This window comes from Rhizobium sp. O111 (assembly GCF_055616315.1).
This window is the reverse complement of the sequence record NZ_JBSHXL010000001.1, coordinates 1,163,202-1,187,047: the sequence shown is the minus strand read 5'-3', so window position 1 is coordinate 1,187,047 and position 23,846 is coordinate 1,163,202. Positions and strand designations below refer to the sequence as shown.

The 23,846-nt window shown below is 61.1% G+C and carries 20 protein-coding genes; 5 read left to right on the top strand and 15 right to left on the bottom strand.

Features of this window, described 5'->3' with window-relative positions:
* Positions 1-443: 443 nt before the first annotated feature.
* Positions 444-1,811, bottom strand: coding sequence for a PleD family two-component system response regulator (locus ACVTFQ_RS06090; RefSeq protein ID WP_111561304.1), 1,368 nt, complete (start codon positions 1,809-1,811; stop codon positions 444-446).
* Positions 1,812-1,829: 18 nt separating this feature from the next.
* On the bottom strand, positions 1,830-2,201 hold the full coding sequence (locus ACVTFQ_RS06085; protein ID WP_018900184.1) for a response regulator: 372 nt from the start codon (positions 2,199-2,201) through the stop codon (positions 1,830-1,832).
* 135 nt (positions 2,202-2,336) lie between these two features.
* Here ACVTFQ_RS06085 and ACVTFQ_RS06080 point away from each other — a divergent pair, with 135 nt between their 5' ends.
* From ACVTFQ_RS06080 to ACVTFQ_RS06065, 4 genes are all read left to right on the top strand, one after another.
* A complete protein-coding gene (locus ACVTFQ_RS06080; protein WP_111561303.1) occupies positions 2,337-2,645 on the top strand; it encodes a DUF3572 domain-containing protein in 309 nt (102 codons plus the stop codon).
* 2 nt (positions 2,646-2,647) lie between these two features.
* A complete protein-coding gene (locus ACVTFQ_RS06075; protein WP_111561302.1) occupies positions 2,648-3,316 on the top strand; it encodes a hypothetical protein in 669 nt (222 codons plus the stop codon).
* A 70-nt stretch (positions 3,317-3,386) separates the two neighbouring features.
* Positions 3,387-4,676, top strand: a complete 1,290-nt coding sequence (locus ACVTFQ_RS06070) for a DNA polymerase IV (protein ID WP_111561301.1) — start codon at positions 3,387-3,389, stop codon at positions 4,674-4,676.
* Positions 4,677-4,771: 95 nt separating this feature from the next.
* A complete protein-coding gene (locus tag ACVTFQ_RS06065; RefSeq protein WP_111561300.1) occupies positions 4,772-6,007 on the top strand; it encodes a L,D-transpeptidase family protein in 1,236 nt (411 codons plus the stop codon).
* 267 nt (positions 6,008-6,274) lie between these two features.
* Here the strand turns inward: ACVTFQ_RS06065 and dnaE are convergent, their stop codons facing one another.
* On the bottom strand, positions 6,275-9,772 hold the full coding sequence (dnaE, locus tag ACVTFQ_RS06060) for a DNA polymerase III subunit alpha (protein ID WP_111561299.1): 3,498 nt from the start codon (positions 9,770-9,772) through the stop codon (positions 6,275-6,277).
* A 302-nt stretch (positions 9,773-10,074) separates the two neighbouring features.
* On the opposite strand from dnaE, the gene ACVTFQ_RS06055 reads away from it, so the two are divergent.
* Positions 10,075-10,650, top strand: a complete 576-nt coding sequence (locus ACVTFQ_RS06055) for a hypothetical protein (protein ID WP_111561298.1) — start codon at positions 10,075-10,077, stop codon at positions 10,648-10,650.
* Positions 10,651-10,676: 26 nt separating this feature from the next.
* On the opposite strand, the gene ACVTFQ_RS06050 is transcribed toward ACVTFQ_RS06055, so the two are convergent.
* From ACVTFQ_RS06050 to ACVTFQ_RS05995, 12 genes are all read right to left on the bottom strand, one after another.
* Entirely contained in the window at positions 10,677-11,360 is a 684-nt protein-coding gene (locus ACVTFQ_RS06050; RefSeq protein WP_111561297.1) for an ABC transporter ATP-binding protein, read from the bottom strand.
* Positions 11,361-11,374: 14 nt separating this feature from the next.
* Positions 11,375-12,682 (bottom strand): lipoprotein-releasing ABC transporter permease subunit, encoded by a 1,308-nt coding sequence (locus ACVTFQ_RS06045; protein WP_111561296.1) that lies wholly within the window; start codon positions 12,680-12,682, stop codon positions 11,375-11,377.
* A gap of 19 nt (positions 12,683-12,701) precedes the next feature.
* Positions 12,702-14,024, bottom strand: coding sequence for a proline--tRNA ligase (proS, locus tag ACVTFQ_RS06040; RefSeq protein ID WP_018900194.1), 1,323 nt, complete (start codon positions 14,022-14,024; stop codon positions 12,702-12,704).
* A 576-nt stretch (positions 14,025-14,600) separates the two neighbouring features.
* On the bottom strand, positions 14,601-14,882 hold the full coding sequence (locus ACVTFQ_RS06035) for a DUF1467 family protein (protein WP_111561295.1): 282 nt from the start codon (positions 14,880-14,882) through the stop codon (positions 14,601-14,603).
* A 124-nt stretch (positions 14,883-15,006) separates the two neighbouring features.
* Complete coding sequence (gene mce / locus ACVTFQ_RS06030) at positions 15,007-15,411, bottom strand: methylmalonyl-CoA epimerase (RefSeq protein ID WP_111561294.1); 405 nt, start codon at positions 15,409-15,411, stop codon at positions 15,007-15,009.
* A gap of 4 nt (positions 15,412-15,415) precedes the next feature.
* Complete coding sequence (locus tag ACVTFQ_RS06025) at positions 15,416-17,086, bottom strand: ribonuclease J (RefSeq protein ID WP_018900197.1); 1,671 nt, start codon at positions 17,084-17,086, stop codon at positions 15,416-15,418.
* Between the two features lie 17 nt (positions 17,087-17,103).
* The gene (locus ACVTFQ_RS06020) at positions 17,104-17,868 is read right to left on the bottom strand and encodes a biotin--[acetyl-CoA-carboxylase] ligase (protein WP_111561293.1); all 765 of its coding nucleotides are present in this window, start codon (positions 17,866-17,868) and stop codon (positions 17,104-17,106) included.
* On the bottom strand, positions 17,868-19,313 hold the full coding sequence (gene nuoN / locus ACVTFQ_RS06015; protein ID WP_111561292.1) for an NADH-quinone oxidoreductase subunit NuoN: 1,446 nt from the start codon (positions 19,311-19,313) through the stop codon (positions 17,868-17,870). The genes ACVTFQ_RS06020 and nuoN overlap by 1 nt, the downstream gene beginning before the upstream one ends.
* An 18-nt stretch (positions 19,314-19,331) precedes the next feature.
* Complete coding sequence (locus ACVTFQ_RS06010) at positions 19,332-20,843, bottom strand: NADH-quinone oxidoreductase subunit M (protein ID WP_018900200.1); 1,512 nt, start codon at positions 20,841-20,843, stop codon at positions 19,332-19,334.
* Positions 20,843-22,837, bottom strand: a complete 1,995-nt coding sequence (nuoL, locus tag ACVTFQ_RS06005; RefSeq protein WP_111561291.1) for an NADH-quinone oxidoreductase subunit L — start codon at positions 22,835-22,837, stop codon at positions 20,843-20,845. The genes ACVTFQ_RS06010 and nuoL overlap by 1 nt, the downstream gene beginning before the upstream one ends.
* 7 nt (positions 22,838-22,844) lie before the next feature.
* Complete coding sequence (gene nuoK, locus ACVTFQ_RS06000) at positions 22,845-23,153, bottom strand: NADH-quinone oxidoreductase subunit NuoK (protein WP_018900202.1); 309 nt, start codon at positions 23,151-23,153, stop codon at positions 22,845-22,847.
* Between the two features lie 29 nt (positions 23,154-23,182).
* The gene (locus ACVTFQ_RS05995) at positions 23,183-23,797 is read right to left on the bottom strand and encodes an NADH-quinone oxidoreductase subunit J (protein WP_018900203.1); all 615 of its coding nucleotides are present in this window, start codon (positions 23,795-23,797) and stop codon (positions 23,183-23,185) included.
* Positions 23,798-23,846: the final 49 nt, after the last annotated feature.

Here is a 23,846-nt window from a genome sequence, read left to right as displayed (position 1 = left end):
GTATTGATCATTCGCGCGAAAATGAAAGAAAATCAACAAATTCTTAATGATGAGATTTATTAGGTTGATTTTATGGTTAAAAGTCCCGATTTGGGACGCCGTTTCGCATGTTTTCCGGCCATCTCGCGCTAGAATAAGATACGGCATCAAGAATAGACGGACAATATAGACCAGTATTCTTCGCGCTTGCAGGCCTGTGAAACCGCCTGAAAACCATCAAAATCGGCCAATCAGATCAAACAAAGTGACGGGGCCTCACATTTTCTTCTGAGGCTGACAGCGTCTGTGCTAACCTAGATCGGCCGTCGCGGCCAGCGCCAAGGTCAAAACCCAGCACTACTACTTGCGGCTAATCCGCACACAGGTCGGTCCGACGCCGTTCAACTTTCTGTGGATGATCAATGCGCTGCGGGTCCTGGGCGCCGAGCGCGCCTATGCCATTATCAGGCAGCGGCAACGACTCGGTTGCGACCGCCGTTCTTCGCTTCATAAAGCGCAACGTCGGCCTGCTTCAGCAGATGGCCCGGCGTGATGACCTGCGGCGTGCGCGAGGCGATGCCGAAGGATGCAGTCACCTGCAGCTCCTGGCCCGTGCCCTTCACCACGAAGGGTACGCTTTCGATAACGCCGCGCAGGCGCTCGGCAACGGAGGCTGCGATCTCCGGCGAGGTGTCGGGCATGACGACGACGAACTCCTCGCCACCATAGCGGCAGGCGAGATCGGCGCCGCGAACCGTGGAGCGGACGCGATTGGCGAACTCGCGCAGGATATCGTCGCCGGCATCGTGACCATACGTGTCGTTGATCTGCTTGAAGCGATCGATATCGGCGATCAGCACCGACAGCGGGCGACCGCGCGCCATCGAGCGGTTGAAGAGCGTGCTGATATGATTGTCGAGATAGCGGCGATTGCTGAGGCCCGTCAGCGGATCGGTGACCGCGAGCTCGATCGTCTGCTGCACATTGGCGCGCAGGCGGTCATTGTAGTTCTTGCGGCGGATCTGCGTCAGGCTGCGGGCCACCAGCTCGTTCGGATCGACGGGGCGGACGATATAGTCGTTGACGCCGAGATCGAGCGCGCGCACCACCATCTCGTCGTCGCCTTGCTCGGTGATGATCAGAATCGGCAGGAAACGGGTGCGCTCCAGCGAGCGGAGCTGCGAGCAAAGCCTGAGTGGGTCGTAATCGTCGATATTGGAATTGACGATCACGAGATCGAACAGATTTTCGGATGCTTCGAAGATAGCGGCCTGAGCATCCGAAATGGCAAACACGTTGCCGATCGGCTTCAGCGCCTTGATGATCCGCTCCTGCGAATTGGCGCGACCATCCACCAGCATGATCTGGCCGCCCTCCTCGCCGCGCTGATCGGCGCGCAGCAATTCGTCGATGCCCATCGTGTGCGCCGTCTGGGCGCGGATGCGCAGTTCGTCGCTCAACGTCTTCAGGCGCAGCAGGCTCTTGACGCGGGCGATCAGCTGCAAATCGTTGACCGGCTTGGTCAGGAAGTCGTCGGCACCGGCCTTCAGGCCACGCACACGGTCGGCCGGCTGATCGAGCGCGGTGACCATGACGACGGGAATATGCGATGTCTTCGGGTTGGACTTCAGCCGCTCGCAGACTTCGAAGCCGTCCATGCCCGGCATCATGATATCGAGCAGGATGAGATCGACTTGGTTGCGCTCGCAGATCGCCAGAGCCTGATAACCGTCGGACGCGGTCAGCACGTCGAAATACTCGGCGATCAGCCGCGCTTCGAGCAGCTTCACGTTTGCCGGGATATCATCAACGACGAGAATGCGCGCGGTCATAAGCTTCTTTCCGATCTATCAGGCGTCGCCTAGGTAGGTCTTGATCGTCTCGATGAACTTCGGAACGGAGATCGGCTTCGAGACATAAGCCTCGCAGCCGCCCTGGCGAATGCGCTCCTCGTCGCCCTTCATCGCGAAGGCGGTGACGGCGATGACGGGAATGACATGGAGCTCGTCGTCCTCTTTCAGCCACTTGGTGACTTCGAGCCCGGAAACTTCTGGCAGCTGGATGTCCATGAGGATCAGATCGGGGCGATGCTTGCGGGCAAGGTCCAGCGCTTCCATACCGTTGCGGGTCTGGATGGTTCTGTAGCCGGACGCCTCGATGAGGTCGCGAAAGAGCTTCATGTTGAGCTCGTTATCCTCTACAATCATCACTTGTTTGGGCATCGAACGCGATCCTAAGTCCGTCATGAAAACCGTTTCGCCGTGCGGAAATAAACCCGCGAGCACACCGGCCGCCATGAAACCGATTGCGGCACGCTATCGGTATTTGGTTGAAAAATAGGTAATTTACCGCAAGAAATGCAGAGCAACTTCAAGACTTCAAAGCAACGCGCCGCCGACCCGCAAGAGACGGCCATCGCAGTTCTCGCCTGGCTCGCAAACGAACCCGATCTGTTTGGCCGCTTCCTGGCGTTGACGGGGGTCGAACCGGCGCAAGTGCGCAATGCGATCAATGATCCGGGGTTTCTATCGGGCATGATGGACTTCCTGATGCAGCATGAGCCGACGGCGCTGGCGTTTTGCCAGGCGAGCGGTACGCCGCCGGAGGTGCTCAATGCCGCCTGGCAGCATTTCTCGCCTGCCGGCCTCGGCTCGGGCGAGTATTGATCATGAGCGTGGTCACCGATCCCTCGCAGGTGCGCCTCGGTGATCGCCCGCTGATCGTCTGCGATATCGATGAGGTGGTGCTGGAATTTCTCTCGCCCCTCACCCGCTTCCTGCGCTCGCATGATTACGATCTCCTGCCGCGCTCTTTCCGGCTGCACGGCAATATCGTGTCGCTGCTCGATGGGGCGGAGATGGACCGAGACCAATTCGACCGCTTCCACGAGATATTCTTCGAAACCCAGGACCTGTGGCAGGAGCCGGCGGAGCGTGCCGTCGAGACGCTGCATGCATTGGCTGCCGATGCCGACATCGTGTTCCTCACAGCTATGCCGCCGCGTCACCACGAAGTGCGCCGCAAGCTTCTCGACCGGTTCGACCTCTGCTTCGACATGATCGCCTCGGAACAGCCGAAGGGGCCGATCGTGGCGGCGCTGCACGACCGCCGGGAGCTGCCCGTCGCCTTTATCGACGATATCCAACGCAACCTCCTTTCCGTTGCCGACCATGTGCCGGAGTGCCTGCTGCTCAACATGATGGCGAATGCCGATTTCAAGCCATTCGCGCCGCCGCCCACCGGCACAATCGTACAGGCGTCTGACTGGACGCATGCGGCCGAGCTGATGCGGCGGCATTTTTCGACCACGACGACGCTGGGTAAAACCAGCGCATAAGCGCCGACATGCTCTTGAGACTCTCGAACTTAGAGCGTAATGTCGCGATGTTCAACCTTTGTTCCCGTCGATGACCGCCAATCCTGCCAAGACACCCGGCTTCTGTCGCGACTGCCTTGCCGAGCAGAAGGCGGAGGGGCGACGCTGTGCTGCCTGCGGCAGCCCCCGCCTCGTTCGCCACGACGAGCTCTACGGCCTGACGCTGGCTCATATCGACTGCGATGCCTTCTATGCCTCGGTGGAGAAGCGCGACAATCCCGAGCTGGCCGATAAGCCCGTCATCATCGGCGGCGGAAAACGCGGCGTGGTGTCGACCGCCTGCTACGTCGCGCGGATCTACGGCGTGCGCTCGGCAATGCCGATGTTCAAGGCGCTGGAGGCCTGCCCGCAGGCGGTGGTGATCCCTCCCAACATGGAGAAATACGTCAAGGTCGGCCGCGAGGTGCGGGCGATGATGCAGGAGCTGACGCCCTTGGTCCAGCCGCTGTCGATCGACGAGGCGTTTCTGGAACTCGGCGGCACGGAGCGGCTGCACAACGACCCACCGGCGCGCACGCTGGCGAAGTTGGCCCGCCGCGTCGAAAAGGAGATCGGCATCACCGTTTCGATCGGGCTCTCCTATTGCAAGTTCCTGGCTAAGGTCGCTTCCGACCTGCAGAAGCCGCGCGGGTTCTCGGTGATCGGCCGCGAGGAAGCGGTTTCGTTTCTTGCGCCGCGTCCGGTGACGACGATCTGGGGCGTGGGAAAGGCCTTCGCCGCGACGCTTGAGGCTGATGGCATCCGCACCATCGGCCAGTTGCAGACCATGGACGAGGCAGACCTGATGCGTCGCTACGGCACCATGGGGCAGCGGCTGTCGCGGCTGTCGCGCGGGATCGATGACCGCGACGTGCATCTCAACGATCCCGCCAAGAGCGTTTCGGCCGAGACGACCTTCTTCGACGACATTTCTCGCTATGAGGAACTCGTTCCGGTGCTGCGCAATCTCTCCGAGAAAGTCGCCTGGCGCCTGAAGAAGGGCGACATCGCCGGTCACACCGTCGTCCTGAAGATGAAGACGGCAGACTTCAAGTCGCGCACGCGCAACCGCAAGCTGGAGGACCCGACGCAGCTTGCCGACCGGATATTCCGCACCGGGATCGAACTGCTGCAGAAGGAGACGGACGGAACCAAGTTCCGACTGATCGGCATCGGCGTGACCGACCTTTGCGACCCCACGCGCGCCGATCCGCCCGACCTGATCGACGTTCAATCCGGACGGCGTGCCGCGGCCGAAGCCGCGATGGACAAGCTGCGCGACAAATTCGGCAAGGGCACGGTCGAGACCGGCTATACGTTCGGGACAAAGCGCAATCAATAATATGTGAGCCCTACTCGGGATCGAGCATTTCAAATCTTCCTTAAGTTTCGAGCATTACCCTCCGGCCCGTAGTATTGCGTATCGGTTGGGTTCAAATGTTCTCGCGTCTCGTCTTCGGGCTCGGCTTGCTGTCGGCCACCGCCCTCGTGCACCCCGCGTTCGCCACGGACGCGCGGGCGCTGCAGATCTTCGTTTCCAAGAGCAAGCAATCGCTGGCCGTCTATGACGGAACCGATGTCATCGCCACATCGAAGATATCGAGCGGAAAATCCGGCCACACCACGCCAAGCGGTATCTTCTCGGTGATCGAGAAGCAGACTTACCACGAATCCAACATCTATTCGGGCGCGCCGATGCCGTTCATGCAGCGGCTGACATGGTCGGGCATCGCGCTCCACCAGTCGAATTCCGTGCCGCGCTATCCCGCCTCGCACGGCTGTGTGCGCATGCCCGACGCATTTGCGAAACAGCTCTACAAGATGACCGAGATGGGCGTGCCTGTGATCATCACCGACGCGCAACTTGCGCCGGAGCCGGTCGATCACCCGCTGCTGTTCAGCCCACACGCGCCAGCCCCGGCGCCGCTTTTGTCCGACGTCGAACTTCGGCCGGCGATCGGCTCACTGCCGGTGCAGGTGGCGATGAACGAGGTGGCGATGCCGCGGCTGCAGGTGCAGCCGATCGTGGCGCCCGTCAACGACCAGCCGGTGAAAATCCTGATCACGCGCCGGGCGCAACGCGAAACCATCATCGATCTGCAGACCTATCTCGCCGAACTTGGATTTGCTGTCGGCAACGCCGATGGTTATCTCGGGCCGGCGACGGTGCAAGCGATCGGCGAGTTCAAGAAGCAGCATCCGATGAAACCAGACGCAGCCAAGTCACTCATCAGTGACGACCTCCTGCGCGCGGTCTATAGCGCCGCCGGCAAGGGCGAGCCGCCGAATGGCGTGATCATGGTGCGGCAGGGCTTCCAACAGGTGTTCGAGGCGCCGGTGACGATCGCCGAGCCCGGGCTGGCGCTCGGGACCCATTTCTTCAGCGCGCACGAAGTGAATTTCGAAGACGGCACCACCGAGTGGCTGGGCGTGACGCTGCCCAACACTTTGACCAGCCAGACGATGAAGCGGCTGGGCATCAGCACGATGGAAAGCTCAATCATCTCGGGCACGCCGATCCTGAACGCGCTCGGCCGGATCACCATTCCTGATGACACCAGGCAACGGATCGACTCCATGCTGACGCCGGGATCGACGCTGACGATCTCCGACACCGGCGTCGGCCCGGAGACCGGTCAGGGCACCGATTTCATCACGCTGACGCGCGGCTAGAGCCTTTCCTGGTTAGATTGAAGCATTCTGTTGGCTCAAACGGAGTCGGATGGTCGTCCGGCCGGCGCGCGTCGTAGCCAACGCATACGGCCAAGCCGGCCGGACGATCAGGCGGCCCGTTTCAGCCAACCCCGCAGGGGCCGGGCATCTTTCCGCCAGGGCAAAGGCGATCGGCTCGACCGTACCCGGGGTATGCCCTTCGCCAATCGCCTTTGCCCTGACGAAAACCTGCTCCGGCAGAATGCTTCAAGCTAACCAGGAAAGGCTCTAGACCAGCTCGACATCGATCACCCCTGGCGCCGAGCGCATGGCGGCTGCGATTTCGGGCGTGATCCGGTATTTCTGCGCCAGTTCCACCTCGATCTCGCGCTTGCCATCCTCCTTGATGACGATGAAGGAGACGAGGCCGTCGCCCCGGGCGTTAAGGTGGGCGGCAACGGCGCGCAGCGGGCCGGAATCGCGGACATAAACACGCAGCGCCTTCTGCATCTGCAGCGACTTTTCCTCCAACGACTGGATGGTCTGGATGCGCAGACCGATGCCCTCGGGTCGCTCTTCGCCGGTCGCGGTGATGACGAAGGATTTTCCCGATTCCAGCATGTCGCGATACTGGTTCAGCATTTCCGAGAAGAGCACCGCTTCGAACTGGCCGGATGAATCTGAGAAGACGATGATGCCCATCTTGTTGCCGGTGCGCGTCTTGCGTTCCTGCTTGGAGATGACGGTGCCAGCAAGGCGCGCGTTGCTGGCGCCCTGCTTCACGGCGGCTGCGAAATCACCGAAGGTCTGGACGCGCATCTTCTCCAGCACACTGCTGTAGCTATCGAGCGGATGGGCCGTCAGGTAGAAACCGAGGACCTGGAACTCCTTGAGTAGGCGCTCCGAGGGCAGCCAGGGCGAGAAAGGCGGCATCGAGATCTTTTCCGGACCCGATGACAACACGCCGCCGAAGATATCCGACTGGCCGCTCAGCTTGTTTTCCTGGGCGCGCTGGGCATAGCCCATGATGCGATCTATGCCGCCCGAAAGCTGGGCGCGATCGAGTTCGAAGCAATCGAAGGCGCCGGCGAAGATCAGGCTTTCCAGCACGCGCCGGTTCACCTGCTTCGGATCGATGCGCAGGCAGAAATCCTCGAGGCTGGCGAATGGCGTGTCGCCGCGCACCTCGACGATATGATCGACGGCCGATTCGCCGACACCCTTCAGCGCCGCCAGCGCGTAATAGATGCGGTTGTCGCCGGTCTGGAAGTGGCGGAACGAGGTCTGCACGGAGGGCGCGATCACCTCGATACCGAGGCGCTTGGCATCCTGGCGGAAGTCGTTGACCTTTTCGGTGTTCGACATATCGAGCGTCATCGAGGCGGCGAGGAACTCGACCGGATAATGCGCCTTCATGTAGGCCGTCTGGTAGGAGACGATGGCGTAGGCTGCGGCGTGCGACTTGTTGAAGCCGTAGTTGGCGAACTTCGCCAGAAGCTCGAAAATGTTATCGGCCTGCGGCTTCGACACGCCATTCTTGACGGCGCCGACGACGAAGCGCTCGCGCTGCTGGTCCATCTCCGCCTTGATCTTCTTACCCATGGCGCGGCGCAGAAGATCGGCCTCGCCGAGCGAATAGCCCGAGAGCACCTGGGCGATCTGCATGACCTGCTCCTGGTAGACGATAACGCCCTGCGTTTCCTTCAGCAGATAATCGATGGTCGGATGGATCGATTCGAGCTCTTCCTCGCCATGCTTGCGGGCGTTGTAGGTCGGGATGTTTTCCATCGGACCCGGACGATAAAGCGCCACGAGCGCGATGATGTCCTCGATGCAGTCGGGACGCATGCCGATCAGCGCCTTGCGCATGCCGGCACTTTCCACCTGGAACACGCCGACCGTCTCGCCGCGCGACAGCATCTCGTAGGTCAGCTTGTCATCCAGCGGGATCGCGGCGAGATCGACCTTGATGCCGCGCTTGGCGACGAAATCGACGGCGACCTTCAGCGTCGTCAGCGTCTTCAGGCCGAGGAAGTCGAACTTGACGAGACCGGCCTGCTCGACCCACTTCATGTTGAACTGGGTGACCGGCATGTCGGAGCGCGGATCGCGGTACATCGGCACCAGCTTCGACAGCGGACGGTCGCCGATGACGATACCGGCGGCGTGGGTCGAGGCGTGGCGGTAGAGACCTTCGATCTTCTGGGCGATATCGAGCAGACGGGCGACGACGGGCTCCTTGTCGGCCTCCTCCTGCAGCTTGGGCTCTTCCTCGATCGCCTTCGACAGCGGTGTCGGGTTGGCGGGATTGTTGGGCACGAGCTTGCAGATCTTGTCGACCTGGCCGTAGGGCATTTCGAGCACGCGGCCAACATCGCGAAGGGCGGCGCGCGCCTGCAGCGAACCGAAGGTGATGATCTGCGCCACCTGCTCGCGGCCGTATTTCTTCTGCACGTAGCGGATCACCTCTTCGCGGCGATCCTGGCAGAAGTCGATATCGAAGTCGGGCATCGAGACGCGTTCCGGATTGAGGAAGCGTTCGAAGAGCAGCGAGAAGCGCAGCGGATCGACGTCGGTGATCGTCAGCGCATAGGCGACCAGCGACCCCGCACCGGATCCGCGGCCGGGGCCGACAGGAATATCCTGCAGCTTCGCCCACTTGATGAAGTCGGCAACGATCAGGAAGTAGCCGGGGAATTTCATGCGCTCGATAACGCTGAGTTCGAATTCCAGCCGGTCGCGGTAATCCTTCTCCTCGTAGCCCGCCGACATGCCGAGCGTCTGTAGGCGCATATCCAAACCTTCGACGGCTTGGCGGCGAAGCTCCAGCGATTCGGCGCGCTCCGCCTCCTCGGGGTCCGCCGTGGCACCGGTGAAGCGCGGCAGGATCGGTTTGCGGGTCTTCAGGACGAAGGAGCAGCGGCGGGCGATCTCCACCGTATTCTCCAGCGCTTCGGGCAGATCGGCGAAAAGCTTCACCATCTCGGCGCGGCTCTTCAGATAGTGATCCGGCGTCAGGCGGAAGCGCGTGTCGTCGGAGACGATGGCGTTGTGCGCCACGGCCATCAGCGCGTCGTGCGCGTCATAATCGTCGCGCGTCGGGAAGAAGGCCTCGTTGGTCGCGACCAGCGGGATCTCGTGCTCATAGGCAAGGCCGATCACACGCTGCTCGTGGCGCTTGTCGTACGTACCCTGGCGCTGAAGCTCCATGTAGAGCCGGTCGCCGAACTTGTCCTTCAGAGACAGCAAGCGCGCGGTCGCCGGCGCGATGTGGCCCTCTTTCAGCGGCATGTCGATCGGGCCAGTCGATGCGCCCGACAGCGCGATCAGGCCCTCGGTGCCGAGCTCGTCCAGCCACGACGCCTTGATGTGGACCGCCTGCCCGGCGCCCTCGCCGCTGAGATAGGCACGGCTGACGAGGTCAACCAGCCGCTCGTAGCCTGCGTCGGTGGCGGACAGAAGCACGATCGACGGCAGCTTCGCCAGCTGCTGCTGGCCGCCGCGGCGCTCGGTCTCAAGGCCGTCTTCCATATCGATGGAGACCTGGCAGCCGATGATCGGCTGCAGACCTTCGTCCATTGATTTCTGCGCAAATTCCAGTGCGACGAATAGATTGTTGGTATCGGTGATGGCGATCGCCGGCTGGCTATCGCCCGATGCCTTGTAGAGAATCTTCTTGAGCGGCAACGCCCCCTCAAGCAGCGAGAAGGCGGAGTGCACACGCAGGTGAACGAAGCCCGGCGTACCGCCGATGAAGTCGCTCGCGCCGTTTTCAGTGCCCGCCATGATATGCCTTTCCGCGCATCCGTATGAATCGGATGCATTGTCGGATTTGGGGACGTCGATGTCCAGAGAGGCGGGTACCATCGGACCGCATGACAGCCATGCGGTCCCCGTTATTCTTACATTGCCATGCAGATCAAAGAGAAGCTGGCAATGAACATTGCGATGGAGGTGAATGCTGCGATATCGCGGATCATGTCAGTCATTTGGCTCTCCTGTGCTCTTATGTTTTTATTTTGTTCCGCTCTTGTTCCGTTGTCAACAGGATTGTTTTCTGTTTGGTTAACGGCAAACGGGAGACGAGCATGCGTCGATTCATCTTTGTGGCAGTCCTGCTTTCAGCCAGCGCGGCCTTCGGCGCGGATCCTGATCCGGCGCGCATCGTCGATGTGGCCGTCGGCGACTGGAACGGCGATGGCAAGCCGGACCTGGCGTTGCTCGCCGAGGCTCCCGACGATGCCGCCGACGACCAGCTCGGCGTCTACATCTATCTGCGGGATGACCACGACCTGTTGCGGCTTACGACCAGCGCGCCCGGCAAGATCTGGGGAACCACAGTGGCTGAGGGGATTTACGGCCAGGAGCCCTCGATCAAGGCGGCGGGCAAGAGCTCGATCGCCATCCATTCGAAAAACAGCGCCATCGGCCGCAACCGCTGGGAGCAGACGCTGACGCTTGCCTACCGCAACAACCAGTTCGTCGTCGCCGGCTACACCTACAGCCACTACGACACATTAAATCCGGATGGCGGCGGCTCGTGCGACTACAATGCGCTCACCGGCAAGCTGCAGCGCGACGGCAAGGATGCGAAGGCCGAGGCACGGACGATCACGATTGCCGATTGGAAGGACGAAACCGGGCAGTCTATCTGCGGCGGCTAGATTGGTCCTGACCAGGCGGTGAAATCTCAGAAATCCACGACCTTGCCGTCGGCGATGGTGACGCGGCGGTCCATGCGGGCCGCGAGCTCGTGGTTGTGGGTGGCGATCAGGGCCGCGAGGCCGGACTGGCGCACCAAGGCTTCCAGAGCTTCGAAGACATAGCTGGCCGTCTCGGGGTCGAGGTTGCCTGTTGGTTCGTCGGCGAGCAGAAGGCTCGGCGCGTTGGCGACGGCGCGGGCGATTGCCACGCGCTGCTGTTCACCGCCAGAGAGTTCGCCGGGGCGGTGGGCGCCACGGTGGCCGATGCGCATGTAGTCGAGCAGCTGGCCCGCCCTGACCTTTGCTTCGTTGCGCGGCAGGCCCGCGATCATCTGCGGCATCATGATGTTTTCAAGCGCGGAGAATTCGGGAAGCAGGTGGTGGAACTGGTAGACGAAGCCGATCTCGCTGCGGCGGATCGCCGTGCGCTTGTCGTCGGAAAGGCCATTGCAGGCATTGCCGCTAATAGTGACTTCGCCGCCATCGGGATGCTCGAGCAGGCCTGCCAAGTGCAGCAGGGTCGACTTGCCGGTGCCTGATGGAGCCACAAGCGCGACGATCTCGCCGCTGTTGATGGTCAGGTCGGCCTTCTTCAGGATCGAAAGCTGGGTCTCTCCCTGGCCATAGTGACGCTCGACGCCGGAAAGCTTGAGAACGGTATTCCGCTTCATGTAATCAGCATTCCTTATTCGTAGCGCAGGGCCTGCACGGGATCGAGCTTGGAAGCGCGCCATGCGGGGAAGATTGTCGCGAAGAAAGACAGCGTCAGCGCCATGACGACGACGGAGACCGTTTCGCCGACCTCCATCTTGGCCGGGAGCTGGCTGAGGAAGTAGAGCTGCGGGTCAAACAGCACCGTTCCGGATAGCCAGGAGAAGAAAGCACGGATCTTCTCGATATTGATGCAGACGATAACGCCGAGTAGCACGCCGGCGAAAGTGCCGACCAGGCCGATCGCGGCACCTGTCATGAAGAAGATCCGCATGATGGCGCCGGAGCTGGCGCCCATGGTTCTCAGGATCGCGATATCGCTGCCCTTGTCCTTCACCAGCATGATCAGGCCGGAGATGATATTCAGCGCGGCGACAAGAACGATCAGCGTCAGGATCATGAACATAACGTTACGCTCGACCTGCAGGGCCGAGAAGAAAGTCTGGTTGCGCTGGCGCCAGTCGGTGATCGCGATCTGGCGACCGGCGGCCGCCTCCACCTTGGGGCGGAGTTCGTCGATATTGTCGGGATTGTCGACATAGAGCTCGATCGACTGCACCAGACCTTCGGCGTTGAAATAGAGCTGTGCTTCCTCGAGCGGCATATAGATGATCGTCGCATCATATTCCGACATGCCGATCTCGAAGATGCCCGAGACCTTATAGGATTTGACGCGCGGATTGATGCCCATCGGCGTCACGTCACCTTCCGGTGATATGAGCGTAATCGTATCGCCCGCCTGCAGTCCCAGCTGGTCGGCCATGCGCGAGCCGATGAGAACGCCCTGGCCGGCCGCAAAGCCGACGAGGTCGCCGGACTTGATGTTGTCGGAGACGGTTTTCACCTTGCTCAGGTCTTCGGCGCGGATGCCGCGAACCAGCGCGCCCGTGCCAGCGCCGCCGGCACCCGAGGCCAGCGTCTGGCCTTCGACGAGCGGCAGCGCCACCTTGATGCCCGGCACGGCGCCCAGGCGATCGGTCAGCGCCGGATAGTCCGTGAACGGCCCATCGACCGGCTGCACGATCATGTGGCCGTTGATGCCGAGGATGCGCGAGATCAGCTCGGTGCGGAAGCCGTTCATCACGGCCATGACGATGATCAGCGTCGCGACGCCGAGCATGATGCCGATGAAGGAGAAGCCCGCGATCACCGAGATGAAGGCTTCCTTGCGGCGTGCGCGCAGATAGCGCCACGCCACAAGTCGCTCGAAAGCGGAAAATGGCCTGCTGGCCGCAGCCGAGCCGGATTTGGATCCCTGCTGGCTCACCGCTGCGTCTGCCATTTCGCCTCCCGCCTTCTTCTTAGCCCAAGAGCTTATTGATTGCCGCGTCGATGGTCATCGTTTCGCGGGCACCGGTCTTGCGGTCCTTGACTTCCACTTCGCCGTTCGCGACCGCGCGCGGGCCGGCGATGATCTGTACGGGCACGCCGATCAGGTCCGCAGTTGCGAACTTGGTGCCGGCGCGATCGTCGGTATCGTCATAGAGAACATCGACGCCGGCCTTGGAGAGCTCCGCATAGATCTTCTCGCAGGCGGCGTCGCAAGCGGCGTCGCCGGCCTTCATGTTGATCACGACGACATCGAAAGGCGCAACCGAGGCCGGCCAGATGATTCCGTTCTCGTCATGCGATGCTTCGATGATGGCGGGAACAAGGCGTGTCGGGCCAATACCGTAGGATCCCATGTGGACGGCATGTTCCTTGCCATCCGGTCCCTGCACCTTCGCACCCATCGGCTCGGAATATTTCGTGCCGAAGTAGAAGATATGGCCGACTTCAATTCCGCGTGCGGACAGACGATCGCTCTCGGGGATGGCGTCGAAAGCGGCTTCGTCGTGCATCTCGGAGGTGGCGGCGTAGACCGAGGTCCACTTCTTGAAGATCGCATCCAGGCCGGCGACGTCGTCGAAATTGGTGTCGACCGAAGGGATATCGAAATTCACGAAATCCTTGTGGCTGTAGACTTCCGATTCACCGGTGTCGGCAAGGATGATGAACTCGTGGCTGAGATCGCCGCCGATCGGGCCGGTGTCGGCGCGCATGGGAATGGCGCGCAGGCCGAGACGATCGAAGGTGCGCAGATAAGCCGCGAACATCTTCTTGTAGGAATGCTCGGCGCCTTCGCGGGTCATGTCAAAGGAATAGGCATCCTTCATCATGAATTCGCGCGAGCGCATGGTGCCGAAGCGCGGACGGATTTCGTCGCGGAACTTCAGCTGGATGTGATAGAGGTTCAGCGGCAAGTCTTTGTAAGACTTGACCGAAGACCGGAAAATATCGGTGACCATTTCTTCGTTGGTCGGGCCGTACAGCATCGGACGGTCCTGGCGGTCCTTGATGCGCAGCATCTCCTTGCCGTAGGCGTCATAGCGCCCGCTTTCCTGCCAGAGCTCGGCCGACTGCAGGGTCGGCATCGACAACTCGATGGCGCCGGAGCGGTTCTGTTCCTCGCGGATGATGTTGTTGACCTTGTCGAGCACGCGCTTGCCCAGCGGCAGCCAGGAGTAGATCCCCTGCGACTGCTGCCGGATCATGCCGGCGCGCAGCATCAACCGGTGGGAGACGATTTCCGCCTCCTTGGGGTTTTCCTTGAGGATGGGCATGAAGTAGCGAGACAGACGCATGGCGAATTCCAGAGCTGTTGAGACGCCGCCAAATAGCGGAATCGAAGGCAATCACAATGTTGGCAGCGTTCATAACCGCTTCGCGGCAGGAAGGAAACCCGCGAGGGATTTCCACAGGCTTCTCTTAGAGCAAGTTGGAGCCCGCAAACCGAAGAAACCAAGAAAGCGGCGAAATTATAATGACTTGCGCGAAACTCTTATCAACAGAAAAAATTTACTCGAGTGTAGCAAAAATGCAAAAAAATCTGATGACAAAGCACAATCTTTGAGCTAGCTTTAGCCCACAAAACAGGCAGGGAGTTCAAATCCCTACCATTTTCGCGGTCAAGTCTTGGGAGGATCAGATCTTAGGCGCGCTTGTCGCAGCCCCGGTAACGGTTAAGGATCACGCGATACTTAAAACAAGGCTTTTAGCCTTGTTTTTTTTTGGCTTTTCGACACCGCGTCCCTCGCTCGAAACGCCCATCTTCCGCAACGTAAGCTGCCCATTCCGTTACGGCACCTCCATGCCGTAACTTGATGACACGCGTATGACGCACCTTCTATCGCATCTGCTCAATTGGTGAGCAAACGCCCTCAGACGTTCGAGAATGACGGGCCGATCTGCGGGAGAGCGTCGAAGCCCCAGCCGAAATAGGTCGAAGAGACATACCAGAGGATGTAGATGACGGCGGAGACCAGCGTCGTCAGCGAGAAGGTGAAGAGCGGCCGAAACCGCGTCGGTGCGCTGTGCACGGTGCCGAGCACGATATCGTCGTCCTCCGCCTGCGTCCGCAAGCCGATCGGCAAGACGGCAAAGAGCGTCATCCACCAGACGATGAAGTAGACGGCAAAGCCCTGTAGAAATGTCTGCAGCATAAGATCTCCCACCCAAGCGGCCGCATCGGGCCACCGCCCTTATAAGACGGAACAGCGACGATACAAAGCGGTGTTGAGAGGCTTGTGCGTTCTCTGCGGCGTTTGGGTCACTCTGCCGCAGCGATCAGACCTGCTCGAGCTCGATCAGCGTGCCGAAGAAATCCTTGGGATGCAGGAAGAGCACGGGCTTGCCGTGGGCGCCGATCTTCGGCTCGCCATTGCCAAGCACCCTCGCCCCGGCACCCAGCATCTGGTCGCGGGCTGCGATGATGTCGGCCACCTCATAGCAGATGTGATGCATGCCACCGGACGGGTTCTTCTCCAGGAAGGCCGTTATCGGGGATTGCGGGCCGAGCGGTTCAAGCAGCTCAACCTTGGTGTTCGGCAGTTCGACGAAGACAACGGTGACGCCGTGTTCCGGCAATGCCTCGGCCGCAGATACCGTGGCGCCAAGCTTGTCCCGATATGCGGCCGTGGCGGCTGCGAGATCGGGAACGGCTATGGCGACATGGTTGACGCGGCCGAGCATCGGATCAGACCTTGGTGACGAAGACGGTGACCAGCGGCTTCTTGCCCCAAATCTGGTTCGCCGTCGAACGGACCGCGCGACGCATCGATTCCTGCAACAGGTCCAGATCCTTGCGACGGGCGCGCGGAATGCTCTCGAAGGCGCTCAGCGCGGCGTCATAGAGCGTGTCCTCGAACTCATCGCCTTCATCGTCGTAGACAGGCAGGCCTATCGCCACCATGTCGGGTTCGCCGATGATATCGAATCGAGCGTCGATCACGACGTTCAGCGCGACATGGCCGACATAGGACAGCTTCTTGCGGTCGCCGATGCCCATTTCGTCGAAATCGCCGATCAGTGTGCCGTCCTTGAAGATACGGCCATGCGGGGCTTCGTCGATCACTTCTACCGTACCGGGCGCCAGGCGCAGGACATCGCCGTTGCGCACGCGCGGAACGGTGGAGATGCCGGATTGCTCCGCGAGCTCCTTGTGGGCGGTCAGATGCGTGGCTTCGCCGTGCACGGGAACGACAACGGTCGGCCGCGTCAGTTCGTACATCTTCTGCAACTCGTTGCGGCGCGGGTGGCCGGAGACGTGAACGAGCGCTTCGCTATCGGTGATGATGTGAACGCCCTGCTCGACGAGGCCGTTCTTGATGTCCTGGATGGCCTTCTCGTTGCCCGGGATGGCGCGCGAGGAGAAGACGACCGTGTCGCCCGCCGCCAGCGCCACGTTGCGCATCTCGTCACGCGAAAGCTTGGCAAGGGCTGCGCGCGGCTCGCCCTGGCTGCCTGTCAGGATGACGACGACGTTTTCGCGCGGAATATAGCCGTATTCCTCTTCAGCAATGAACGGCTTAATGCCATCGAGCAGGCCGAGATCGCGGGAGACGTTGACGACGCGCTTAAGCGAGCTGCCGAGAAGCAGGACTTCGCGTCCGGCGGCTTCGGCGGCTTCAGCCACGGTGCGGATACGGCCGACGTTCGAGGAGAAGGTGGTGATCGCGACGCGGCCTTCGGCGTTCTCGATGATCTTGCGCAGGCTCTCGGAGACGTCCTTTTCGGACGGCGAGACGCCGTCGCGCAGCGCATTGGTCGAATCGCACATCAGGGCAAGCACGCCTTCATCGCCGAGCTGGCGGAAGCGTGCTTCATCGGTCAGCGGGCCAAGCGACGGTTCGTGGTCGATCTTCCAGTCGCCGGTGTGGATGACGTTGCCCAAGGGCGTGCGGATCATCAGCGACATCGGCTCGGGGATCGAGTGGTTGACGGCCACGCCCTCAACGCTGAAGGGGCCGACATTGACGACGGTGCCCGCAGTGAACGGCGTGATCGGGATCTCGACCATCGTCGACTTCTCGTAGTTGCGCTTGGCTTCTAGGAGCCCGGCCGTGAAGCCTGACGCGTAGACGGGAACATTGAGGCCCGGCCAGAGATCGGCCAGCGCGCCATAGTGATCCTCATGCGCGTGGGTGATGAAGATCGCCTTCAGGTTCTTGCGTTCCTTGGCGAGGAAGCGAATGTCGGGCAGAACCAGATCGACGCCCGGCAGATCGGGACCCGGGAAGGTCACACCGCAGTCGACCATGATCCACTGGCGATGCGCGGACGGGCCATAGCCGTAAAGGGCGAGATTCATACCGATCTCGCCAACGCCGCCCAAAGGCAGAAATACCAGTTCGTCCTGCTTCGCCATACTGCTTGTTTTTCCAATCATCCAAAGAAGACGTCGCCGGCGGCGATCGTCATCATCCTGCCTGCCCCCGTATCGAGCAGCAACAGGCCATTATCATCAATTCCGCTGAAGTGGCCGGAAATCGAACGGTCCGGCAGATTCACGGTTATCTTTTCGCCAATACCGCAAGCGACATCGCGCCAACGGGCGGTGATGTCGCGAATACCGCGGCCGCGGTCCCATGCTGATAGCACATTGGCCATGGATACGAACAGATGCGCGAAGAGTTCCTGTGGAGAGGCGGAACTTCCCTGCTCGCGCAGGCAGGTCACGGGATAGAGCGGATTGTCGGGCATGAAGGCAACGTTGATGCCGATGCCGATGACAAGAGCATAGCGGCCGTCGGCCAAGGCCTCGCCTTCCATCAGTATGCCGCATGTCTTCTTACGGCCGATCAGGATGTCGTTCGGCCACTTCACCTCGAGCGGCTCCGCGCTCGGCGGCAGAACCATCCGCACCGCCTCGTGCACGGCCACAGCAATCGCCAGCGGCAGGGACGAGATGCGCTCCATCGGCGCAGGATCGATCAGGAGAAGAGAGGCGTAAAGGTTGCCGGGTTCAGAGACCCAGGGACGACCACGGCGGCCGCGGCCGCCGGTCTGCCTTTCCGCGGTCACCCAGAGGCGACCGGCATCCCCTGCCCGGGCCCGGGCAAGGCATTCACTATTGGTGGACAATGTCTCCGACAGAGCCTCGTGCCTGAAGTCATCGAGCGACTTCAGGCGCCGTGGGTCGAAGCTCATCAGAACAGCGTCGCGGCTGCGAGTTCAGCCGCACCACCGATCGGGCCGCCGATGAGGACATAGGCAAGAACGAAGAGGCCGGAGACGCCGAAGACGAGGCGCAGCGAGCCGGAGACGCGGGCGAATTCGCCGGTGGCTTCATCGAACCACATCAGCTTGATGACGCGCAGGTAGTAGTAGGCGCCGACAACCGATGCGAGGACGCCGATGATGGCAAGCGCATAGAGCTTGGCTTCGATGGCGGCGACGAAGACGAAGTATTTCCCGAAGAAGCCTGCCAGCGGCGGAATACCGGCCAGCGAGAACATCAGGATGGTGAGGACCGTCGCCATCATCGGATTGGTGGTCGACAAGCCTGCGAGATCGGCCACGTTTTCAACGACGGTGCCATCCTTGCGGCGCATCGACATGATGATCGCGAAGGAGCCCAGCGTCATGACCATGTAGATCAGCATGTAGAGCATGACGCCCGAGACGCCAGTCTGCGAGCCGGCGGCAAGACCGACCAGCGCGTAGCCCATGTGACCAATCGACGAATAGGCCATCAGTCGCTTGATGTTCTTCTGGCCGATCGCGGCGAACGAGCCGAGCAGCATCGAGGCGATCGAGATGAAGACCACGACCTGCTGCCAGTCCGCCATGACGGGCTGGAAGGCGGTGATGACGATACGCGTCATCATGGCCATGGCGGCGATCTTCGGCGCGCTGGCCAGGAAGGCGGTGACCGGGGTCGGCGCACCCTCGTACACGTCAGGCGTCCACATGTGGAACGGAACGGCCGAGATCTTGAAGGCGATGCCGGCGAGGATGAAGACCAGACCGAAGATCAGGCCGAGCGAGCGCGCACCATCCACCGTCAGCGCCTGGGCGATATCGGCGAAGTGGGTGTGGCCGGTGAAGCCATAGACCAGCGACATGCCGTAGAGCAGCATGCCGGAGGAGAGAGCACCGAGCACGAAATACTTCAGGCCGGCCTCGGTCGACTTGACGCTGTCGCGGTTGATCGCGGCAATGACGTAGATCGCCAGCGACTGCAGCTCAAGGCCGAGGTAGAGCGAGATCAGGTCGTTGGCCGAGATCATCAGCAGGATGCCGAGCGTGCAGAGCACGATCAGAACCGGGAACTCGAACTTGTCGAGCTGATTTTCCTTAGCAAGGCCGAGCGACATGAACAGCGCCACGATGGAGCCGACCAGAGCCGTCACCTTCATGAAGCGGCCGAAGCCATCAGCCAGGAAGACGCCGCCATAGGCCAGGCCTTCGCTCGGAGCGAAGACCAGCCAGAGGGCCGCGACCGCCAAAAGGATGATCGCGAGAACGCTGACCATGCGGCCAGAGCGCTCTCCCGAGAATACGCCGATCATCAGCAGGACCAGAGAGCCGACCGCGAGGATCAGTTCCGGTATCGAAAGATGCAGGCTTGCGAGTAGTGTTTCAGAGGTCATATCACAAAAGTCCCGTCATCATTTCATCGACAGCGCGACGTCATGCGCTGCCTGGACTGCGGCCGAATAGCTGTTGATCAGATGGTCGACGGAGGCAGCGGTCACATCGAAGACCGGAGCCGGATAGACGCCGAAGAAGATCGTCAGAGCAATCAGCGGGTAGAGGATCAGCTGCTCGCGCGGCGACAGGTCGAGGAGAGCCTTGAGCTTTTCCTTGTCCAACGTGCCGAAAATCACCCGGCGATAGAGCCAGAGCGCGTAAGCGGCCGAGAGGATGACGCCGGTGGCGGCAAAGAGCGCGACCCAGCTGTTGACACGGAAGACACCGATCAGCGTCAGGAACTCGCCGATGAAGCCCGAGGTGCCGGGAAGACCGACGTTCGCCATGGTGAAGACCATCATCGCAACAGCATATTTCGGCATGTTGTTGACGAGGCCGCCATACGCCGCGATCTCGCGGGTGTGGGTGCGGTCGTAGACCACGCCGACACAGAGGAAGAGCGCGCCCGAGACGATACCGTGCGACAGCATCTGGAAGATCGAGCCCTGCAGACCCTGCGCGTTGGCCGCGAAGATACCCATCGTCACGTAGCCCATGTGGGCAACCGAGGAGTAGGCGATCAGCTTCTTGATGTCTTCCTGCATCAGCGCCACCAGCGAGGTGTAGATGATGGCGATGACGGACATGGCGAAGACCATGGGCGCGAAGAAATCGGAAGCGACAGGGAACATGCCGAGCGAGAAGCGGATGAGGCCGTAGCCGCCGAGCTTCAGGAGAACGCCCGCCAGGATGACGGAACCAGCCGTCGGCGCCTGAACGTGCGCGTCGGGAAGCCAGGTATGGACCGGCCACATCGGCATCTTCACCGCGAACGAGGCGAAGAAGGCCAGCCATAGCCAGGTCTGCATGTGCGGCGGGAACTTGTAGGCGAGCAGCGCCGAGATATCGGTCGTGCCGGCCTGCCAGTACATGGCCATGATGGCGAGCAGCATCAGCACGGAGCCGAGCAGCGTGTAGAGGAAGAACTTGTAGCTGGCGTAGACGCGATCCTTGCCACCCCAGACGCCGATGATCAGGAACATCGGGATCAGGCCGGCTTCGAAGAACACGTAGAAGAGAACGATATCGAGCGACACGAAGACGCCGACCATCATCACTTCCAGCATCAGGAAGGCGATCATGTATTCCTTCAGGCGCTTCTCCACCGAGAACCAGCTGGCGAGCACGCAGAAGGGCATGAGGAAGGTGGAGAGGATGACGAACAGCATGGAGATGCCGTCGACACCGAGATGGTAGCTGATGCCCGTGCCGAGCCAGCCGTGCTTCTCGATCATCTGGAAGCCCGGGTTCGCGTTGTCGAAACCGATCCAGATGAAGAGCGACAGGATGAAGGTCACGACCGTCGTCAACAGGGCAATGTTGAGGACGTTGCGGCGGCCGTTCGGGCCGTTCTCATTCATCAAAAGCAGGAGCACCACGCCGACGAACGGCAGGAAGGTGACCGTGGAAAGAATAGGCCAATCGGTCATCAGAGGGCACTCCCGAGCATCATCCAGGTAACGAGCGCTGCAACGCCGATAAGCATGGCGAACGCGTAGTGATAGAGGTAACCGCTCTGCAGGCGCACGACGCGGTTGGTGACATCGACGACGCGGGCGGCAATGCCGTTCGGGCCGTAGGTGTCGATGACGCCGACGTCACCCTTCTTCCACAGGAACCGGCCAAGGGCCTTTGCCGAACGGACGAAGAGGAAGTCGTAGAGCTCGTCGAAGTACCACTTGTTCAAGAGGAACTGGTAGAGCACCCGATGCTGGCGTGCGAGCACGGCCGGCGTCGACGGCGACTTGATGTACATGTACCAGGCGGTCACGAAACCGATCACCATGGCGATGAAGGGGCTGAGGGCTACGAGCGCCGGAACGTGGTGGAACTCGTGGACCAGCTCGTTGTGCTCCGAGGTGAAGAGCGCGCCCTTCCAGAACTCGGCATATTCCTCGCCGTAGAAGTGTCCTTCGAAGAACCAGCCCGCGAAGACAGCGCCGATCGCCAACAGATAGAGCGGGATCAGCATAACCTGCGGCGATTCGTGTACGTGGTGCATGACCTCGTGCGAAGCGCGCGGCTTGTTGAAGAAAGTGAGGAACATCAGGCGCCAGGAATAGAAGCTCGTGAACAGAGCCGCGATAACCAGCATGGCGAAGGCGAAGCCAGCGACCGGCGAATGCGATGCGTAGGTTGCCTCGATGATCACGTCCTTCGAGAAGAAGCCGGCGAAGCCGATCGGCGTGAACGGAATGCCGACGCCGGTGATGGCGAGCGTGCCGATCAGCATCATCAGGAACGTGACCTTGATGTGCGGACGCAGGCCACCCATGTTTCTCATGTCCTGCTCACCATCGACGGCGTGGATGACCGAGCCGGCGCAAAGGAAGAGCAGTGCCTTGAAGAAAGCGTGCGTGAACAGGTGGAAAATCGCCGCGCCATAGGCGCCGACGCCGAGAGCAACGAACATGTAGCCGAGCTGCGAGCAGGTCGAGTAGGCGATGACGCGCTTGATGTCGTTCTGCACGAGACCGACGGTTGCCGCGAAGAAGGCGGTGATCGCACCGATAATGGTGACGACGGTCAGCGCATCCGGCGAAAGTTCGAACAGCGGCGACATGCGGGCGACGAGGAAGACGCCGGCGGTGACCATGGTCGCGGCATGGATGAGCGCCGACACAGGCGTCGGGCCTTCCATGGCGTCAGGCAGCCAGGTGTGCAGCAGGAACTGCGCCGACTTACCCATCGCGCCCATGAACAGCAGCAGGCAGGCGCCGGTCAGCGCGTGTGCCTTGTCGAGGTGCATGCCGAAGAGGTTCAGAACCACTTCGCCGCCCTCGCCGCCTTCATGCGCGAAGCTCGCGGCATTGGCGAAGATGGTGTCGAAGTTGATAGCGCCGAAGAGAACGAAAACGCTAGAGATGCCGAGGATGAAGCCAAAGTCGCCAACGCGGTTGACGATGAAGGCCTTCATGGCGGCGGCGTTCGCCGACGGCTTCTTGAACCAGAAGCCGATGAGCAGGTAGGACGCCAGACCCACGCCTTCCCAGCCGAAGAACATCTGGGCAAGGTTGTCCGACGTGATCAGCATCAACATCGCGAAGGTGAAGAGCGACAGATAAGCGAAGAAGCGCGGGCGATGCGGGTCGTGGTGCATGTACCCGATCGAATAAAGGTGAACGAGCGTCGAGACCGAGTTGACGACGATCAGCATGACCGAGGTCAGCGTGTCGATGCGCAGCGACCAGGAGACGTCGATGCCGCCGGACTGGATCCAGCGCAGGACTTCGACCTTGATCGGGCCGCCTTCGACATGGCCCATGCCAACGGTGATGAAGACGTACCACGACAGGACCGCCGCGATGATCATCAAACCCGTCGTGACGAATTCCGACGCCTTGGCGCCGATCGCGCGGCCGAAAAGGCCGGCTATGATCGCGCCGATCAGGGGAAGAAAGACGATAGCCTTATATAAAAACATAGCCTTATCAGCCCTTCATCATATTGACGTCTTCCACGGCGATGGAGCCGCGGTTGCGGTAGAAGACGACGAGAATTGCGAGACCGATGGCCGCTTCAGCAGCAGCGACGGTCAGAATGAACAATGCAAAGACCTGGCCGACGATGTCGTTCAGGAACGACGAGAAAGCGACCATGTTGATGTTGACGGCGAGCAGAATGAGCTCGATCGACATCAGGATGACGATGATGTTCTTCCGGTTGAGGAAGATGCCGAAGACGCCGAGCGTGAAGAGGATGGCGCTGACCGTCAGGTAATGGGAAAGTCCGATGACCATTGTGTTGTTTCCTTAAGCTCGCGCCTGCCTCAAAGCCCCTGCCCCGGCTTCACCGAGATCACCTCGACGGCGGTCTTCGGGTTGCGGGCAACCTGGTTTGCGATGTTCTGACGCTTGACCGTCGTGCGATGCTTGAGCGTGAGCACGATTGCCCCGATCATCGCGACCAGCAGGACGAGAGCGGCGATTTCGAAGAAGTAGACGTAATTCGTGTAGAGCACGTCGCCGAGGGCGGCGGTGTTGGTGCGCTCGGTGATCGCGGGGATCGGCATGGCGACCGTCTTGGCGATCTCCGGCGAGATCACGCTGCCGCCAACCACGACGATCAGCTCGGCCGCGAGGATCACCCCGATCAGCGCGCCGATCGGCGCATATTCCAGAACGCCCGCGCGCAGCTCCGTGAAGTCGATGTCGAGCATCATGACCACGAAGAGGAAGAGAACCGCCACGGCGCCGACATAAACGACGAGCAGGATCATCGCGAGGAATTCAGCCCCGAGCAGCAGGAAGAGACCGGCCGCGTTGAAGAAAACCAGGATCAGGAACAGAACCGAGTGAACCGGGTTCTTCGACCAGATGACCATGAACGCCGACGCTATCGCGATAAAGGCGAAAATATAGAAAAATAGAGCCTGCAGACCCATGTTCGTGCCTTCTTCATCTTCCCACGGGCTGCCGGGTACTCCCCCCGCC

Bases quoted from the DNA above. Each gene is read 5' to 3' on its own strand.
- ACVTFQ_RS06090 (WP_111561304.1), bottom strand. From the start codon at position 1,811: ATGACCGCGCGCATTCTCGTCGTTGATGATATCCCGGCAAACGTGAAG.
- ACVTFQ_RS06085 (WP_018900184.1), bottom strand. From the start codon at position 2,201: ATGCCCAAACAAGTGATGATTGTAGAGGATAACGAGCTCAACATGAAG.
- ACVTFQ_RS06080 (WP_111561303.1), top strand. From the start codon at position 2,337: ATGCAGAGCAACTTCAAGACTTCAAAGCAACGCGCCGCCGACCCGCAA.
- ACVTFQ_RS06075 (WP_111561302.1), top strand. From the start codon at position 2,648: ATGAGCGTGGTCACCGATCCCTCGCAGGTGCGCCTCGGTGATCGCCCG.
- ACVTFQ_RS06070 (WP_111561301.1), top strand. From the start codon at position 3,387: ATGACCGCCAATCCTGCCAAGACACCCGGCTTCTGTCGCGACTGCCTT.
- ACVTFQ_RS06065 (WP_111561300.1), top strand. From the start codon at position 4,772: ATGTTCTCGCGTCTCGTCTTCGGGCTCGGCTTGCTGTCGGCCACCGCC.
- dnaE (WP_111561299.1), bottom strand. From the start codon at position 9,772: ATGGCGGGCACTGAAAACGGCGCGAGCGACTTCATCGGCGGTACGCCG.
- ACVTFQ_RS06055 (WP_111561298.1), top strand. From the start codon at position 10,075: ATGCGTCGATTCATCTTTGTGGCAGTCCTGCTTTCAGCCAGCGCGGCC.
- ACVTFQ_RS06050 (WP_111561297.1), bottom strand. From the start codon at position 11,360: ATGAAGCGGAATACCGTTCTCAAGCTTTCCGGCGTCGAGCGTCACTAT.
- ACVTFQ_RS06045 (WP_111561296.1), bottom strand. From the start codon at position 12,682: ATGGCAGACGCAGCGGTGAGCCAGCAGGGATCCAAATCCGGCTCGGCT.
- proS (WP_018900194.1), bottom strand. From the start codon at position 14,024: ATGCGTCTGTCTCGCTACTTCATGCCCATCCTCAAGGAAAACCCCAAG.
- ACVTFQ_RS06035 (WP_111561295.1), bottom strand. From the start codon at position 14,882: ATGCTGCAGACATTTCTACAGGGCTTTGCCGTCTACTTCATCGTCTGG.
- mce (WP_111561294.1), bottom strand. From the start codon at position 15,411: ATGCTCGGCCGCGTCAACCATGTCGCCATAGCCGTTCCCGATCTCGCA.
- ACVTFQ_RS06025 (WP_018900197.1), bottom strand. From the start codon at position 17,086: ATGGCGAAGCAGGACGAACTGGTATTTCTGCCTTTGGGCGGCGTTGGC.
- ACVTFQ_RS06020 (WP_111561293.1), bottom strand. From the start codon at position 17,868: ATGAGCTTCGACCCACGGCGCCTGAAGTCGCTCGATGACTTCAGGCAC.
- nuoN (WP_111561292.1), bottom strand. From the start codon at position 19,313: ATGACCTCTGAAACACTACTCGCAAGCCTGCATCTTTCGATACCGGAA.
- ACVTFQ_RS06010 (WP_018900200.1), bottom strand. From the start codon at position 20,843: ATGACCGATTGGCCTATTCTTTCCACGGTCACCTTCCTGCCGTTCGTC.
- nuoL (WP_111561291.1), bottom strand. From the start codon at position 22,837: ATGTTTTTATATAAGGCTATCGTCTTTCTTCCCCTGATCGGCGCGATC.
- nuoK (WP_018900202.1), bottom strand. From the start codon at position 23,153: ATGGTCATCGGACTTTCCCATTACCTGACGGTCAGCGCCATCCTCTTC.
- ACVTFQ_RS05995 (WP_018900203.1), bottom strand. From the start codon at position 23,797: ATGGGTCTGCAGGCTCTATTTTTCTATATTTTCGCCTTTATCGCGATA.